Origin of the sequence: Pseudomonas sp. ESBL9 (genome assembly GCF_036668715.1) — a bacterium.
GTDB lineage: Bacteria > Pseudomonadota > Gammaproteobacteria > Pseudomonadales > Pseudomonadaceae > Aquipseudomonas > Aquipseudomonas lundensis.
Genome location: NZ_JAZEVV010000002.1, coordinates 228,527 through 244,860, shown reverse-complemented (window position 1 = coordinate 244,860; position 16,334 = coordinate 228,527). Strand labels below are relative to the sequence as shown.

At 60.3% G+C, this 16,334-nt stretch carries 17 protein-coding genes; 7 read left to right on the top strand and 10 right to left on the bottom strand.

Going from position 1 to position 16,334, the window contains the following annotated elements; genetic code table 11:
- The first annotated feature begins 93 nt into the window (after window positions 1-93).
- Both V6F78_RS07605 and V6F78_RS07600 read left to right on the top strand, forming a co-directional pair.
- Window positions 94-678, top strand: coding sequence for a DUF6436 domain-containing protein (locus V6F78_RS07605; RefSeq protein ID WP_047296358.1), 585 nt, complete (start codon window positions 94-96; stop codon window positions 676-678).
- A gap of 28 nt (window positions 679-706) precedes the next feature.
- Window positions 707-3,088 (top strand): penicillin acylase family protein, encoded by a 2,382-nt coding sequence (locus tag V6F78_RS07600; protein WP_047296360.1) that lies wholly within the window; start codon window positions 707-709, stop codon window positions 3,086-3,088.
- 18 nt (window positions 3,089-3,106) lie between these two features.
- Here the strand turns inward: V6F78_RS07600 and ubiA are convergent, their stop codons facing one another.
- Both ubiA and V6F78_RS07590 read right to left on the bottom strand, forming a co-directional pair.
- Window positions 3,107-3,997, bottom strand: a complete 891-nt coding sequence (ubiA, locus tag V6F78_RS07595) for a 4-hydroxybenzoate octaprenyltransferase (protein WP_047278716.1) — start codon at window positions 3,995-3,997, stop codon at window positions 3,107-3,109.
- The gene (locus tag V6F78_RS07590) at window positions 3,997-4,551 is read right to left on the bottom strand and encodes a chorismate--pyruvate lyase family protein (RefSeq protein ID WP_169835784.1); all 555 of its coding nucleotides are present in this window, start codon (window positions 4,549-4,551) and stop codon (window positions 3,997-3,999) included. The genes ubiA and V6F78_RS07590 overlap by 1 nt, the downstream gene beginning before the upstream one ends.
- A 209-nt stretch (window positions 4,552-4,760) precedes the next feature.
- Here V6F78_RS07590 and V6F78_RS07585 point away from each other — a divergent pair, with 209 nt between their 5' ends.
- The 4 genes from V6F78_RS07585 to V6F78_RS07570 all read left to right on the top strand — a co-directional run bounded on the left by V6F78_RS07585 (window position 4,761) and on the right by V6F78_RS07570 (window position 7,167).
- A complete protein-coding gene (locus tag V6F78_RS07585; protein WP_041071620.1) occupies window positions 4,761-4,928 on the top strand; it encodes a rubredoxin in 168 nt (55 codons plus the stop codon).
- Window positions 4,929-4,962: 34 nt separating this feature from the next.
- Entirely contained in the window at window positions 4,963-6,111 is a 1,149-nt protein-coding gene (locus V6F78_RS07580) for an NAD(P)/FAD-dependent oxidoreductase (protein ID WP_047296364.1), read from the top strand.
- A gap of 189 nt (window positions 6,112-6,300) precedes the next feature.
- A complete protein-coding gene (locus V6F78_RS07575) occupies window positions 6,301-6,576 on the top strand; it encodes an HU family DNA-binding protein (protein WP_047278724.1) in 276 nt (91 codons plus the stop codon).
- 207 nt (window positions 6,577-6,783) lie between these two features.
- Window positions 6,784-7,167 (top strand): hypothetical protein, encoded by a 384-nt coding sequence (locus V6F78_RS07570; protein ID WP_047278726.1) that lies wholly within the window; start codon window positions 6,784-6,786, stop codon window positions 7,165-7,167.
- Window positions 7,168-7,215: 48 nt separating this feature from the next.
- Here V6F78_RS07570 and V6F78_RS07565 read toward each other — a convergent pair whose 3' ends face one another.
- From V6F78_RS07565 to exbB, 6 genes are all read right to left on the bottom strand, one after another.
- A complete protein-coding gene (locus V6F78_RS07565; protein ID WP_047296373.1) occupies window positions 7,216-8,616 on the bottom strand; it encodes an aminoacyl-tRNA deacylase and HDOD domain-containing protein in 1,401 nt (466 codons plus the stop codon).
- 78 nt (window positions 8,617-8,694) lie between these two features.
- Entirely contained in the window at window positions 8,695-10,770 is a 2,076-nt protein-coding gene (gene recG, locus V6F78_RS07560) for an ATP-dependent DNA helicase RecG (protein ID WP_332726928.1), read from the bottom strand.
- Window positions 10,771-10,778: 8 nt separating this feature from the next.
- Window positions 10,779-11,699, bottom strand: a complete 921-nt coding sequence (locus tag V6F78_RS07555) for a hydrogen peroxide-inducible genes activator (protein WP_047278730.1) — start codon at window positions 11,697-11,699, stop codon at window positions 10,779-10,781.
- 161 nt (window positions 11,700-11,860) lie between these two features.
- On the bottom strand, window positions 11,861-12,610 hold the full coding sequence (locus tag V6F78_RS07550; protein ID WP_047278733.1) for a TonB family protein: 750 nt from the start codon (window positions 12,608-12,610) through the stop codon (window positions 11,861-11,863).
- Entirely contained in the window at window positions 12,607-13,032 is a 426-nt protein-coding gene (exbD, locus tag V6F78_RS07545) for a TonB system transport protein ExbD (protein ID WP_047278735.1), read from the bottom strand. The genes V6F78_RS07550 and exbD overlap by 4 nt, the downstream gene beginning before the upstream one ends.
- A gap of 6 nt (window positions 13,033-13,038) precedes the next feature.
- Window positions 13,039-14,046: a tonB-system energizer ExbB gene (gene exbB, locus V6F78_RS07540; RefSeq protein WP_047296377.1), complete on the bottom strand. Its 1,008-nt coding sequence runs from the start codon at window positions 14,044-14,046 to the stop codon at window positions 13,039-13,041.
- A 185-nt stretch (window positions 14,047-14,231) separates the two neighbouring features.
- On the opposite strand from exbB, the gene V6F78_RS07535 reads away from it, so the two are divergent.
- Window positions 14,232-15,089 carry an NAD-dependent epimerase/dehydratase family protein gene (locus V6F78_RS07535; RefSeq protein WP_048375156.1) on the top strand — a complete coding sequence of 286 codons (858 nt, stop codon included), beginning with the start codon at window positions 14,232-14,234 and terminating at the stop codon, window positions 15,087-15,089.
- A gap of 45 nt (window positions 15,090-15,134) precedes the next feature.
- Here V6F78_RS07535 and V6F78_RS07530 read toward each other — a convergent pair whose 3' ends face one another.
- A complete protein-coding gene (locus V6F78_RS07530) occupies window positions 15,135-15,878 on the bottom strand; it encodes a hypothetical protein (RefSeq protein ID WP_047279567.1) in 744 nt (247 codons plus the stop codon).
- Between the two features lie 70 nt (window positions 15,879-15,948).
- On the bottom strand, window positions 15,949-16,329 hold the full coding sequence (locus V6F78_RS07525; RefSeq protein WP_047279568.1) for a RidA family protein: 381 nt from the start codon (window positions 16,327-16,329) through the stop codon (window positions 15,949-15,951).
- Window positions 16,330-16,334 lie beyond the last annotated feature (5 nt).

The following is a 16,334-nucleotide window of genomic DNA, read 5'->3' as shown; positions in this document are numbered from 1 at the left end:
GGCGCGTGTGCGCAAAACAGGCTTTATAGAACGTCGATATTCTTCTGTCAGGTCAAGCATGGCAAGCTACGCGGCCTTCGAGGACCTAATTTGATGCCTGTGCCCACTTTCAAAACCCTGCTTGCCTGCGTGCTGATCGGTGTCTGTGCGGCCGGATTATGGGCCGCTTATGACTGGTTTCAAGGCCAGTACATTCGTCCCTTCAGTGAGCAGACCGCGCTGTTCGCCGGGGATGTGCTGAGCCTGCCCGCCGAGCTGTCCGGGCCGGGCCCCATCCGCGTGGTGCATTTCTGGGACCCGGCCTGCCCGTGCAATGTCGGCAATCAGCAGCACTTGAGCGAACTGTTGGCGCATTACGTGCCACTGGGCATTGAGTTTTATGCGGTGCAAAAATCAGGCACTCAAGGCCAACTGCCCGAGAGCCTCGGCGCGATCAAATCCCTCGCCCAACTGCCCGGCGCCGAACACGTGAGCGCCAGCCCTGCCGTCGCCATCTGGGACCACAGTGGTCAACTGGCGTACTTTGGTCCTTACAGCGAAGGGGCCACCTGTAACGCCAGCAACAGTTTTATCGAGCCGATCCTGCAAGCGCTGAGCACCGGTCGTCCGGTAAAAGCCACGCACACCATGGCTGTGGGCTGTTATTGCCCGTGGCAGGCCGATCACGTCGCCCCGTGATGGCGTTTTAACGAACAGGAGCTCGCCCATGAAACGTAACCTGACTGTCATCGCCCTTATCGTCGCCTCCGTGGCCGGGGGTGGTGTCTGGTACGTGCAGAGCAAATTGCCCACGCGTCAGGGGCAGGTTGAGCTGCCCACACTGCAAGAGCCCGTCACCGTGCGTTACGACGAGCGCGGCGTGCCGCACATCCGCGCGGGCAATCAGCTGGATATGTACCGGGCGCTGGGGTATGTGCAGGCACAGGATCGGCTGTTCCAGATGGAAATCATGCGCCGCCTGGCCCGGGGTGAACTGGCTGAAGTGTTGGGCCCTAAACTAGTGGACACCGACAAACTGTTTCGCAGCCTGCGCATTCGCGAGCGAGCGGCCAGTTATGTCAGTGAACTGGATCAGCAATCGCCCGCCTGGCAGGCGCTGCAAGCGTATCTGGACGGTATTAATCAATACCAGGCCACCCACGCCACACCCGTGGAGTTCGATCTGCTGGGCATCACGCCCCGCGCGTTTACTGCCGAAGACACCATCAGCGTCTCCGGTTATATGGCTTACAGCTTTGCGGCCGCTTTCCGTACCGAGCCGCTTCTGACCTATGTGCGCGATCAACTGGGCAGCGATTACTTGAAGGTCTTTGACCTCGACTGGCAACCCAAAGGGGTCTTGCCCCCGACGCTGGCGGCCAATGACTGGAAATCCCTCGGCGCACTGGCGCAGCTCAGCGACAGCGCCTTGAGTCAGGCCGGGTTGCCGCAATTTGAAGGCAGCAATGCCTGGGTCGTGTCAGGCAGACGCACGCAAAGCGGTAAGCCACTGCTGGCGGGCGATCCGCACATCCGCTTTTCAGTGCCGTCGGTGTGGTACGAAGCGCAGCTGTCGGCCCCTGATTTTGACCTGTACGGCTATCACCAGGCGCTGGTGCCGTTCGCGTTTCTGGGCAACAACCGCGCGTTCGGCTGGAGCCTGACGATGTTCCAGAACGATGACCTGGACTTGATCGCCGAGAAGACCAACCCTGCCAACCCGAATCAGGTCTGGTATCAGGGCCAATGGGTCGACATGACCCGCACCGAACAGGAAATTGCCGTCAAGGGCCAGGCCCCCGTGACGCTGGTACTGCGTCAGTCGCCGCACGGGCCGATCATCAACGACGTGCTGGGTGGCATCGCTGGCAATACGCCCATCGCCATGTGGTGGGGCTTTCTGGAAACCAAAAACCCGATTCTGGAAGGTTTTTACCGGCTCAACCGCGCGGACACGGTCAGCAAAGCGCGTCAGGCCGCGACGTACATCCACTCGCCGGGGCTCAATGTGGTCTGGGCCAATGCCTCAGGCAACATCGGCTGGTGGGCCGCCGCGCAATTGCCCAAACGTGCGGCCGGGGTGAACCCGGCGTTCATTCTGGATGGCAGCACCGCGCAGGCCGACAAGCCCGGGTTTTACCCGTTCAGCGCCAACCCGCAGGAAGTGAACCCGCCGCGTGGCTATATCGTGTCGGCCAACTTCCAGCCGGTCTCACCCGCCGGCATTGAGATTGCGGGCTATTACAACCTGGCGGACCGCGGCCAGCAGCTCGATCGACAGCTAAGCGCCCCCGGTGTGAAGTGGAACCTGAAAAACAGTCAGGCGCTGCAACTGGGCACCACCACAGGTTATGGGCCGCGCGTGCTCACCGCCCTGCTGCCGGTACTGCGCAAGGTGGTGAGCGACCCGGCCGAACTCAAACTGGTGGAGCAACTGGCGCAGTGGCAAGGCGACTACCCGCTGGAGTCCACCAGTGCCACGCTGTTCAATCAATTGCTGTTCAGCCTGGCCGATGCCGCGATGCAGGATGAGTTGGGCGATGCCTTCTTCGACATTCTGCTGACCACCCGGTTGGTGGATGAAGCGCTACCTCGCCTGATTGCCAATCCGGCATCGCCGTGGTGGGACAATCGCCACACCCTGGCCAAAGAGTCGCGGGCCGACACGGTGCTGGTCGCTTGGCAAAACAGCATCACTGCGCTCAAAGCCACCTTAGGGGACGATCCCGCGCACTGGCAGTGGGGACGGGCGCACACGCTGACCCAAGAACACCCGCTGGGCAAACAGAAGCCGCTGGACTGGCTGCTCAACGTCGGCCCGTTCGACGCGCCGGGGAGCCATGAAGTGCCCAATAACCTGTCGGCCAAACTCGGGCCGGCGCCGTGGCCGGTGAGTTACGGCCCGTCCACGCGGCGTTTGATCGATTTCGCAGACCCGACCCACACCCTGACCATCAACCCGGTGGGCCAGAGCGGGGTGCCGTTCGACAAGCACTATAAGGATCAGGCGCAAAGCTACATTGAAGGCCAGTACGACAAACCGTACCTGGAAGAAGCCGATGTGCAGCTCAACACCCGTAGCACCTTGCGCTTGATGCCCCAGCCGTAAGCGCTGATCTGACCAGGGTCAGGCCAGGGCGTAGTTGAGGACGATGCCGACGAAGATTGCCAACCCGGCCCAGTGGTTGTGCAAGAAGGCCTTGAAGCAACGCTGCGGATCGCGGTCGCGGGTGTACCAGAACTCCCACACGAAGCAGCCCGCAGCCACCAGCAGACCCAGGTGGAACCAGCCGCCCAACTCAAAATGCGTCCCGGCCAGCCACAAGCAACCCAGCGCCAGGCCTTGCAGGCTGAGGTTGATCACGCGATCCGCATCACCGAACAGGATGGCGGTGGATTTGACACCGATTTTCAGGTCGTCTTCACGGTCAGTCATGGCGTAGTAGGTGTCGTAGGCCACGGTCCAGAGCAGGTTGGCGATGTACAGCAACCAGGCCGCCGCAGGCAGGCTGCCGGTTTCGGCCGTGAACGCCATCGGCATGCCCCACGAGAACGCAGCACCGAGCACCACTTGCGGGTAATAGGTGTAGCGCTTCATGAACGGGTAGCTGGCCGCCAATGCCAGGCCCCCGAAGGACAGCCAGATGGTGGTCGCATTGGTGCACAGCACCAGCAGGAAGCTGACCCCCATGAGCAGGGCAAAAAACACCAATGCTTCTTTACTGCTGATTTTTCCGCTCACCAAAGGGCGTTGTTCAGTGCGTTTGACGTGGCCGTCGACCTTGCGGTCCGCAAAGTCGTTAATCACGCAGCCACCGGCCCGGGTCAGGATGACGCCGAAGACAAAAATCAGCAGGTTGCTCAGGGACGGCACCCCTTTAGCGGCAATCCACAGCGCCCACAGGGTGGGCCACAGCAGCAGGTAAATGCCGATGGGTTTGTCCATGCGCGTCAGTTGGATGAAGTCCCATGCGCGGGGGTTCAGGCGATTGAGAGATTTGAGCAAACGCACGTACATCAGTTGGTCTCCGGCCGGGCACTCACTGCGGCCCACAGGTTGGGTAAAAACACTTCAGCCACCAGCACACTCAACGACCCGCGCATAAAACGTGAGCGCCGCGCCCACAGGTTGTCGGTGCGGTCGGCGTCCGGCAACCAGTCCCGAGGGTAGCGGCACACCTGCAACGGGCCACGCTCGAACGCCTGATCGCTGAACAACAACTCGCCCAGCGAACGCGTGCCCAGCGCGTCCATATTCAAACCACCCGCTTCAAGGGCGGACTTGGACGCCACACTGCGGGCAAACACCCACGGCACCTGATGCCCGCGTAAATACACTTCACGCACCCAGCCCAGACTGCCAGCGGGCAACTCGAGGGCGCGGCATTCGTCCTCGCGCAGGGTTTGCCAGCCTTCAAACAGTGGCGACACGCTGAAGTGGTCATTCGACACAGCAGTGAGGCGGCGGGTCAGGGAGCCTTCATCGAACAACCAGTCGAGGGTGAGGGCGTCGGGCAGGGCGCCAAGCTGACTTTGCTCAAGCCAGACGGGGGAGATCAACGGGGAAGTCATGTGCGGCACAGTCGGTCATAATTGGCAGCCATTGAGGGCGCCGAGCTTATCACGCTGCCCTTGCCCTGAGCGCTTGAGTAGCGATTGGTCGTCATCAGGCTTGCATCTGCGGCGTGCGATCAGTACAAAACGCCCTGATTTCACCTAGCACCACGTGCCGTTGTTAAGAAACCGTGGGCTTGTCTAAGCCTGAACCCGAGGAAATCCCCATGAAAAAGTGGCAATGCATCGTCTGTGGACTGATTTATAACGAAGCCGATGGCTGGCCGGATGACGGCATTGCGCCCGGCACCCTGTGGCAAGACGTGCCCGAAGACTGGCTGTGCCCGGACTGCGGCGTCGGCAAACTGGATTTCGAGATGATCGAAATCAACTGATCCTTTTTTGAGTTTGACCCCTATGGAGAATGGAATGAACGCACCTGTCGTGATCGTGGGCACCGGGCTGGCCGGCTACAACCTGGCTCGGGAGTTTCGCAAACTGGACAGCGAAACCCCACTGTTGTTAATCACGGCCGATGACGGGCGCTCCTACTCCAAGCCCATGCTCTCCACCGGTTTTGGCAAAAACAAAGAAGCCGACGGCCTGAGCATGGCCATGCCGGGCGCGATGGCCGAGCAACTCAAGGCCCAAGTGCGCACCCATACGCGCATCAGCGGCATCGACCCCGGCCATAAACAATTGTGGATCGGTGAAGAAGCCGTCCCGTATCGCGACCTGATTCTGGCGTGGGGCGCGCAGACGGTGCAGGTGCCGGTAGAAGGTGACGCTCAGGACGCGATTTTCCCGATCAACGACCTGGAAGACTACGCACGCTTTCGCGCCGCGGCTGCGGGCAAGCGCCGTGTGCTGATATTGGGCGCCGGTCTGATTGGCTGCGAATTTGCCAATGACCTGATCGCTGGCGGCTATGAAGTGGACCTGGTCGCCCCGTGCGAACAAATCATGCCCACCCTGCTGCACCCGGCCGCCGCCACGGCGGTGAAAACAGCCCTCGAAGGGCTCGGCGCACGCTTTCACCTCGGGCCGGTGCTGACCCGCCTGCAACGGACTGAGGACGGGCTGCACGCACAGCTGTCCGACGGCAGCGTCATCTCGTGCGACGTGGTGGTGTCCGCCATCGGTTTGCGCCCGCGCATCGACTTGGCGGCGGCTGCCGGGATTCGGGTCAATCGCGGGATCGAAGTGGATCGCCTGCTCAAAACCTCCCACGCCAACATTTTCGCGCTCGGGGACTGCGCCGAGGTGGAAGGCCTGAGCTTGCTGTACGTGATGCCGTTGATGAGCTGCGCCCGCGCGCTCGCACAAACCCTGGCGGGCAACCCGACGGCCGTCAGCTACGGCGCCATGCCGATCACCGTCAAAACGCCGGTGTGCCCCTTGGTGGTCTCGCCTGTACCCCGTGGCTGCGAAGGCGTGTGGTCGGTTGAAGGCGCTGGCGCTGATATCAAGGCGCTGTGCCGCGATGCTGATGGCAAATTGCTGGGCTATGCACTGACAGGCGAAGCCGTTCGCGAGAAATTGGCGCTCAACAAAGAGCTGCCTGCGCTTTTGGCGTAAATGCTGCGAATTCTGTCGCATATGCCTTTGCCTTGGGGCAACAAAGGCCGGATCGATGCTGGCGTCGGCTTTGGCCGCATGCCATTCTCACACCGGTCTGCCGCAGCGTAGAGCCTGCGGCGCCTTAGGCGTTGCTCCACAGAGAGCAGCACGGACATAACAACAAAAAACCGTCAAAGAGGCTTCATCATGCGTAAACCAGATCTCGCCGCCGCCATCGCTGAAAAGGCTGACCTCACCAAAGAACAAGCCAACCGTGTCCTGAATGCGGTACTGGAAGAAATCACCGGCGCCCTGCATCGCAAAGACACCGTCACGCTGGTCGGTTTCGGTACGTTCCTGCAGCGCCATCGCGGCGCCCGTACCGGTCAAAACCCGCAAACGGGCCAGCCGGTCACGATCAAAGCCAGCAACACGGTTGCATTCAAGCCTGGCAAATTCCTGAAAGACAGCGTCAACCCTTAGTCTTCGCCCGGCCATTAGCTGCACCTGGCCATGAAGAATGGGCACGCTGGCCCGGCCAGTCGCCCATTCTTGATAGACAATGAGACAATCGTGCGGCCATAAGTGGCAAAATCTCGCCTATCTACGCCTATCCCTACAGATATATGGCGTTCCCTGAGCAAATCGCTACACTGCGCCGGCCATTTATTTTTCCCTGAGGCCGCGTAGATGAAATTTCGTTTTTTGCTCTGGATGCTGGGCTTCCTGATGAGCAAGGCCAGCCGTAAAAACCCCGCGTTCCAGCAGCAACTGGTGGACAAGGATCTGGTGTTCCAGCTGCAAACCCTCGATGGCAAGGTTGCCCGTCACTTCAAGGTCAAAAACCAACGCATCACCAGCCACGCCGGGCTGTACCCGGAACCGGCTTTTGCGATTGCGTTCAAGGATGCGGCGTACGGGTTTGCGACCCTGCAGGCCAAGAACAAGCAATTGGCATTCATGACCGGGATTCAGGACAAGTCGATTCAGATCAAGGGTAATCCGGCACAGGTGATCTGGTTTCAAGGCCTGACCAAATACCTCAAACCGCGCAAAAAACCAAAAGCCCAGTGAATCCTGACCCTCTCCCGCCGGGAGAGGGCATTGAGTGGCGTGGCGGCTTTACGCCTGACTGAACTGCGCTGCCAGCTCACGCAGCAGCACCTCAGCCTCCAGCACTTTGCTGACCACGTCTTCGGCTTTCTCGCGCGTCACGCCAAGGCTTTCAAACAACGCGTCCGGCAGCGGCTCATAAGGCCCGTGACCGATGCTTCGGCTACGCAACAGGCCAACGGCCACACACACCAGATTCGGATACTGGGCATGTTCCCCGGTGTAATGCGGGTCGTGCTGGAAGCGCAGCGCGGTCGCCAACTCGTCAGGCATGTCCCAGTAACGCATCAGCCATGCGCCGATTTGCTCGCGCGTAATGCCCAGCAAATGGTGTTCGACAAGGCTGTGGCTGACGTGAGGGTTCACTTCCAGATGCCGGCAAATCAGCGAAAAGTGTGGCGGAAACACGTGCGCCAACAGCAGATAACCGAAGTTGTGCAGCAAACCCGCCAGATAGGTCAGACCGGTTTCAGGGCGGCCGGCCCGGGACATGGCGCGGGTCAACCCTTCAATGACCGCCGCCGTGTAAATCGACTGCTGCCAGTAAGGCGTGCTCGATTGCGGATGGTCCTTGGGCAAGCTCAGGGTTTTGCCCAAGGCCAGACCTAACGCCAGATTAATCACCAGGTCAAAACCCAGTACCCGCACGATGGCATCTTCTACGGAGCGAATCTTGCCCGGCGACGCGTAGTACGGCGACGCCGCCCAGCTCATTACTTGAGCCGCCAGCGCCGGGTCGGTTTCGACAACCCCGGTGATGTCGTCGATGGTGGCGTTGGGATCGACGCGCAAGCGGATGATTTTGCGTGCGGTTTCGGCCAGCGGTGGAATCTCGATGGTGGCTTCCAGCCGCTGCTGGATGCGGCGCGCCGTAAACGCATGCACCGCCTCAGTGATGGCTTCGCTGTCGTCATCGGGCCGATCAAGGTTGAGTTTGATCCCCGCCAGCGGTTCGGCAAAACGGCCCGCGCTGGCTTTGGTCAGCATGCTTTTGAAGTCCTCTTGCGAGATCTCCAGCAACAGGCCCGACTCCCCGGCATTAATCAGCAGCAGCGGCTGTTGCAGCAGTTGCTCTTCATACAGACAAGGCGAACTGGTGAGCGCCGGCAACCCCGGCAACAACGTCAGTTCGTGTTTGCCGAGCATGCGTTCCAGCGCGGCCGGAGCCACAGCCGTCATGCGCCGACCGGTCAGTTCCGCCAAACGGTTGAGGTCGAGCAAATGGCTCTGCGGGAACAGCACCATGAGTGCACCGACCGAATCATCGAGCAGTGCGGCTTGGACCTTGCGGGCGGGATTCAGGCCGGGGTGGTCAATGACTTCCCGGTATGGGATGGCCAACTCGCCGAGCAATTCCCGGATAACGGAGGGTGTGCTCGGGGAGGTTGGGGCGCTGGCGACTTCAGTCATGATGTGTGTCCGGTTCTTACAACTCGAATGTGGTTATCAGGCAGTTAATCGGCCGCTGATCTATTTACTGAACGCGCTTTAGACTTGCCCGTATTGCTGGCCATGCCGCAACCATCGGTCCAGCAACGGACTGACATGGGTTGGCCAACGCTCCAGGAGGGCTTGCGCGGCATCACGCACCGCAGGCAGCAGGTCAGCATCGCGCATCAGGTCCGCGACCTTGAATTGCAGCAGGCCTGTTTGCCGGGTGCCGAGCATTTCGCCGGGGCCACGCAGCTCCAGGTCTTTTTCCGCGATAACGAAACCATCGTTGGTCTCGCGCATGATGCCCAAACGCTGACGGCCGATTTGCGACAGCGGCGGGTGGTACAACAGCACGCAATGGCTGACGGCGCTGCCACGCCCGACGCGGCCGCGTAACTGGTGCAATTGCGACAGGCCCAGACGCTCGGGGTTTTCGATAATCATCAGGCTGGCGTTGGGCACGTCGACCCCGACTTCAATCACGGTGGTAGCAATCAGCAATTGCAGCTCACCGGCCTTGAAACACGCCATGACTTCGGCCTTTTCTGCGGCTTTCATGCGGCCGTGAATCAAGCCGACGCGCAGCTCGTCCAAGGCGCTGGACAGGTCTTCAAACGTAGTTTCTGCCGCCTGGCAGGTCAGCTCTTCAGATTCTTCGATCAAGGTGCACACCCAGTACGCCTGACGGCCTTCGGCACACGCAGCGCGCACCCGCTCGATCACTTCGACACGCCGGGTGTCGACCACCAGCACGGTGTTGACGGGCGTGCGGCCGGGGGGCAATTCGTCGAGGATCGACGTGTCGAGGTCAGCGTAAGCACTCATGGCCAGCGTGCGCGGGATCGGGGTGGCGGTCATGATCAATTGGTGCGGACATATCACACCGCCCGCCCCCTTATTGCGCAGGGCCAGCCGCTGCTGAACACCGAAACGGTGCTGCTCGTCGATGATGACCAGGGCCAGGTTCTTGAACTGCACTTGATCCTGAAACAACGCGTGCGTGCCCACCACCATCGGCGCGCCATTGGCGATCTGCTCCAGCGCAGAGGCGCGTGCCTTGCCCTTGAGCTTGCCCGCCAGCCACGCCACTTCAAGCCCCAGCGGTTCCAGCCAGCGTTTGAAGCTGATGAAGTGTTGCTCGGCGAGGATCTCCGTTGGCGCCATCAATGCCACTTGATAGCCTGCCTCCAGCGCCTGCAACGCCGCCATGGCCGCGACCACCGTTTTACCGGCGCCAACATCGCCCTGGATCAGACGTAGCATGGGCTCGTGCTGACTGAGATCGTAGGCAATTTCGTTGCCCACACGGACCTGGGCACCCGTGGGCGAAAACCCAAGATTGTTCAAAAATTGAACAGGCAGCTGTTTGGCCTTGGGCAAAACCGGAGCACGCAGCGACCGCAGGCTTTCACGCAGCCGCTGCTGGGAGAGCTGATGGGTGAGCAGTTCTTCGAAAGCCAGCCGGTGTTGAGCCCAATGATGGCCGAGGGCAAGCTCTTCTACATCCGCATCGGCCGGCGGCTGGTGCAAATAGCGAATCGCTTCGTCCAGCGGGGCCAGTTGGTAGTCTTTGGCCAGCTCCGGCGGCAGCCAGTCCGGCAGGCTGCGCGGTCCCAGCATGGCCAGGCATTGCTGGCTTAACTGGCGCAGCCGTTGCTGGGTCAAGCCTTCCGTCGTGGGGTAAATCGGAGTCAGGGTGGTGTCCACCGGAGGCGGCTCATCGCCCGTGATGGCGCGGTACTCCGGGTGGTAGATTTCCAGCCCCGATGCGCCGGGACGCGCTTCGCCGTAACACCGTACTTCGGTGCCGCGCTTGAGGCTTTCCTTTTGCGCATTGCTGAAGTGGTAGAAGCGCAGACTCAGGCCGCCGGTGCCGTCATTGATACGCACCAGCAGACTGCGACGCTTGCCCATGACCACATCGGCGCCGATCACCCGCCCTTCGACCACCGCATCCTGACCCGGCCGCAACGCGCCGATGGGCACGACGCGGGTACGGTCCTGATAACGCAGCGGCAAATGGAACAATACGTCTTGTACGGTTTCCAGCCCGACCTTGGCCAATTTCTCGGCCATGGCCTCGCCCACACCCTTGAGCGCAGTGACCGACACCTTCGACAACTCGGCCATGGCAGCACTTATGTCGCCGCAGGCGGCTTGGCCACCGAGCACAGGCGAATCGAATCAGCGAGGATCTCAATGGCTTTGGGCCGCGGGAAACTGGCGCGCCATGCAATCGCAACCGTCCGAAATGGCACGGGCGGCGTCAGTGGACGTACCGCAAGCACGCCGGGGGAATAGTGATGGCTGTCTACCGCCGACAGCGGCAGGATCGAAATCCCCAAACCGGAGGCCACCATGTGGCGAATGGTTTCGAGCGAGCTGGATTCCACCGTGGTGTGCTTGGCGCCGTCATTGCCTTTGGTCAGGGTCGGGCACGCTTCAAGCACCTGATCGCGGAAGCAATGGCCTTCACCCAGCAACAACAAGCTCTTGTCGTTCAGCAGGCTGGCGTCGATGGTTTCTTTTTTGGTCCACGGGTGTTCGCTCGGCATCAGCACGTAGAACGGCTCGTCGTAGAGCGGCAAGGTCAGCACGTCCGCTTCCTGGAACGGCAGGGCGATGATGATCGCGTCCAGTTCGCCGTTGCGCAGTTTGTCGCGCAGCACATGCGTGAAGTTTTCTTCGATGTACAACGGCATCTGCGGGGCGACCCGGTGCAGTTGCGGGATCAGGTGCGGAAACAGATAGGGGCCAACGGTGTAGATCGCGCCGACCTTGAGCGGGGCAGTCAGCTGGTTTTTACCCGCCTGGGCCAGCTCGCGAATGCCTTGCGCCTGCTCCAGTACTTTTTGGGCCTGGGCCACAATGCCTTCACCCACGGGCGTGAGTCGCACGGCGCTTTTGCTGCGCTCAAAAATCAGCACACCGAGTTCGTCTTCCAGTTTTTTCACGCCCACCGAGAGGGTGGGTTGGCTGACGTGGCAACGCTCAGCCGCATGGCCGAAATGTTGCTCTTGGGCAAGAGTAACGATGTAACGCAATTCTGTAAGAGTCATAGCGGGCGTCCATGGGGTTGCGGGCCAAAGCATAACGGCTGCAATCGATAGACGCACGTTATCAGACATTACCCACGCAGCTACAGTCGCTAATCAGTGCCTGAGCTGTTTTCTTGCGCTAGCAGACGCAAAAAGGGCACCTCGCGGTGCCCTTTCTGATGTTAGCGCCTACGTTTATCGATCGAATAAACGAAAGGCGCCACAATTTCGATGCTGCCGTTGGTCAGCATGTCTGCCGGAGGCTTGGGCAGCGGCTGTGCCCGGCGGATCATTTCCAGGGTGGCCCGGTCCAGATCGGCGTTGCCCGAGCGTCCTACCAACTCATAGGACAGCACCTTGCCCTCGGCATCGACTACGAAGCGCAGCCGGTTCAGGCCTTCCTTGCCACGCGACTGAGCAGCCGCCGGGTACTTTTTGTACTTGCCCAGGTGAGCCAGCAAGGCGCCTTCCCAACTGGCCTTCGCCGCCAACTGTTGTGCCGACGGCCCTTGGACCGGTGCGGCTGACTTCTCGCTTGGCGCCTTGGTAGGCGTCGCATCGCTCGGTTTTTCTTCAGAAGGTTTCTCTTTGACCGGCTCCTGCTTCTTTTCCACAGGCTTGGGAGGCTGCGGCTTCTGCTTGGGCTTGACCGGTTTAGGAACGGAAATCTTCGGCTTGGGCGCTTCGGCCAGCTTGGGGATCGGCAACTCTTCTACCGGTGCCGGCGGCTGTGGTGGGGTCACCACTTTCGGCGGCGCAGGAGGAGGCGGTGCCGGCAGTGGCGCGAGATCGATCATCATCGCCTGAGGCGGCAGTTCGATCGCGCGCGGGTTAGACCATTGCAGGGCGAGGATAACCGCCACTGCATGGACGCCCAATACCACGGCCAGGCTGATTCCGTAACGCGTCATCTTTTGGCGCGTCATGCTCATTTCTTGGCTGCCGTCTCAAGTCCGACCAGACCCACCTTCAAGTAACCGGCTGCGCGCAATGCATCCATTACGCTCATCAAGTCACCGTAATCCACGCCTTTATCGGCCTGGAAGAAGATCGTCGTGTCCTTGTTGTTGTGCGTGCGGGCATCCAGGGTCGGGCCCAGCGCTTCGACCGATACCGGCTCTTCGCCCAGGAACAGACGCTGGTCAGCCTTGACGCTCAGAAACACCGGCTTCTCGGGACGAGGCGCAGGCTTGGCCGTCGAAGCGGGCAGGTCCACTTTGATGTCCACAGTAGCCAGCGGAGCGGCCACCATGAAGATGATCAGCAGCACCAACATCACGTCAATGAAGGGCGTGACGTTGATTTCATGGTTCTCGGCGAGATCGTCTGCGCCTTCTTTTAAATGCAGGCCCATGGCCGATTACCCCACTTTCACCATGTGCGGTTGCGAGCTGCGCTCAGGCGGCAGGTGATCGAGGTCACGGCTGACCAGCAACAACACCTCGGCCGACGCGTCTGCCACCTGGGCCTTGTAGCCGGTGATCGAGCGGGCAAAGACGTTGTAAATCACGACCGCCGGGATCGCTGCAACCAGGCCCAAAGCCGTCGCCAGAAGGGCTTCGGCAATACCGGGCGCAACAACAGCCAGGTTGGTGGTTTGCGTTTTAGCGATGCCGATGAAGCTGTTCATGATGCCCCATACGGTCCCGAACAAACCAACAAATGGGGCAGTCGAACCGATGGTGGCCAATACACCTGTGCCGCTGCTCATGTTACGGCCGCATGCTGCAACCAGGCGCTCCAGGCGGAAGCTCACACGCTCCTTGATGCCTTCTTTTTCACGGCTGTTTGCCGACAAACGCATCTCTTCGAGAGCGTCTTGCACCAGCAGGTGAGCAAGGGTGCCTTCTTTGGCGGCCGACTCGCTGGCTTCCTTAAGGGTGCGGGCCTTTTTCAGGTTGGCGATTTCGGTACGCAGGCGACGCTTGGCGCCCAGCACTTCAAACCCTTTGGCAATCCAGATGGTCCAGGTAATGATCGAAGCAATAGCCAGACCGATCATCACAATTTTGACGATGATGTCGGCATTTTTATACATGCCCCAAGGCGACAGGTCGTGGGCCATGCCCAGGCTGTTGCCTTCTTCGGCGACGATTTGTTGTGCGTCTTCAGCGGGCACCGCAGCACCGTCAGCAGCATTGGCCGGCGCAGTAGCGTCAGGAGTGGCAACAGGAGGCGTGGCAGGAGCTGCCGCATCCGCCGGAGCAGGCGCGACGGCAGCAGGCTGGGTGGCAGGCGTCGTTGGCTCATCGGCAAACGCCGCAGCAGGAGCAAGTAACAGGCTGAACATCAGCGCCGCCACTCCACGCCAAAGGCGTGTCGGGCTCAACGGCTGGGTTGGCGAAGCGGTGGAATGATTGCGTGTCATGCTAGCCGGACCTGAGAAAGTATTAGGGTTTTGCCCTACAACGCGTGTAAGACCAAGGACAAATGATGCGTTATTATTGCAAGTAATTCTTGTTAACAAAAGCAATAGCACCTGTTTTTTTCCAGCGTCACGACCAACGTCTGACCTTTTCGTGCCGCTTTGTTGCTTTTCTTTAGGAGTTTGAGATGACCAAAGGCGCTGTTTTGATCGTCGGCTGTGGCGATGTCGGAAGCCGACTTGCTGCCCAACTGATGGATGCCGACTGGAAGGTGTACGGATTGCGACGCTCCGTTGATCGACTGCCCAAGGGGGTGATCGGCGTTCCCGCTGATCTGTTCAACGCGCAGTGCCCGGCCCAATGGCCCACTGAACAGATTGATTACGTCGTCTATAGCGTTGCCGCGACCGAGCATGACGAAGCGGGCTATCAAGCGGCGTATGTGCAAGCCCTCACCCACGCGTTGAGCTGGCTGAAACAGCACAACCAGCACCCCAAGCACTTGTTGTTTGTCTCCAGCAGCGGTGTGTATGTGCAGCAAAGCGGGGAATGGGTCGATGAGAACTCCCCGGCCGAAGCCACCCGGTATTCAGGCCGCATCATGCTCGATGCCGAACAGCTCGCGTTGAACAGCGGCATCCCCGCCAGCGTTGTACGCCTGACCGGTATTTATGGACCGGGCCGGGAGTGGCTGCTGGGGCAAGTGCGCAAAGGCTATCGCGTAGAGCGTGATCCGCCGCTGTATGGCAATCGCATTCATGCGGACGATGCGGGCGGGTTGCTGGCCTTTCTGTTAGAAGCGCACCGGCAGGGCAAAAAGCTGGACGATTGTTACATCGGTGTCGACAACGAGCCTGCACCGCTGGCAGATGTGGTCGACTGGCTGCGCGGGCAGTTGGGCGTCACACAATGGAGCGACGAAGCTAGCGTGCGACGCGCAGGTAGCAAGCGGTGCAGCAACGCGCGGGCCAGGGCATTGGGCTGGGAACCGCGCTACCCGAGCTACCGTGAAGGTTATGCGGCAATTCTGGCAGGGCAGTCTTAATTCAGAGAGGAGGGCGGGAGCTGTTAATCAAGCTCCCGCGCACGCTTAACTCTGTTTCTCAAGCACCCATTCACGCTTGCCCGGATACAACTGAGGCATTTCGTCAGGTTGCGATGCATCCAGCGCTTCAAAGATTTCGAGCTGCTTACCTTTACGCACGAAAATGTGAGCGGCACCCGCATCACCCTGCTGCAGCCACAGGCTGTCGTACTCACCGCTCATCGACGCACAATCGCCCGCCAGACACAGCGCGTAGGCATTCATGCCCGGCAACCCCGTGAGCTGGCCACCCGGTGAAAACGTCACCGTACCACCTTGCCCAGTGCCGCTCTGAATGCGCCACGGGCCACCCAGGTAAGCTGCTTTGAGCGCTTTTTCGAAGCTGGTTCCAAGCGGGTCATCGGCCATCACATTGACGCGTGACCGTACGAAAGATTGCTGAGGGTCGGCGTCAGCCGCAGCCTGGATGAGTTCATCGCCCTCCACACTCAAGGCCGTTGCCGCGCTGCCATAAAAATTAACCTGCCACACACCCTTGTCTTCGGGCTGCAATTTGCCTTCGACACGCTCGAAACCATTGGTGTAGCGGGCTTGAGCACGCTGGGTGTCAATGTCCCACTCAAGGTTGGGACCGTAAGTCAGCAACGCTTCACGCAGGTTGCCACCTTGGGCAGCTGCATCAATCGCAGCCTGGTTGATCCAGATACCACTGACATCGCGGTGGGCGGGTTCGTTGGCACAGCCACCCAGAAAAACGGTGAGCAGTGACAAGGCTAGCGCTTTGCGCATGGTGGAATCCTTTTAAAACGGGGAAAAGCGGGGGAGTTGGCGCAGCATGAGGACGCTGCGCCGAGGGGCATTACTCGATAACCAGAATGGCATCCATCTCAACCTGCGAACCCTTTGGCAGGGCTGCAACCCCAATGGCTGCACGAGCCGGGTAAGGTTGTTCGAAGTACGTGCCCATGATCTCGTTGACCTTGGCGAAGTGGCTCAAGTCAGTCAGGAAGATGTTCAGCTTGACGATATCTTTGAACGAACCGCCTGCTGCTTCGGCCACCGACTTCAGGTTTTCAAACACTTGGATGGTCTGGGCTTCGAAGCCTTCAACCAGCTCCATGGTGTTTGGGTCCAGCGGGATTTGACCGGACATGTAGACGGTATTGCCAGCTTTGATCGCCTGGGAATAAGTACCGATGGCCGCAGGTGCCTTGTCGCTGGTGATAACAGTCTTGGTCATGATTG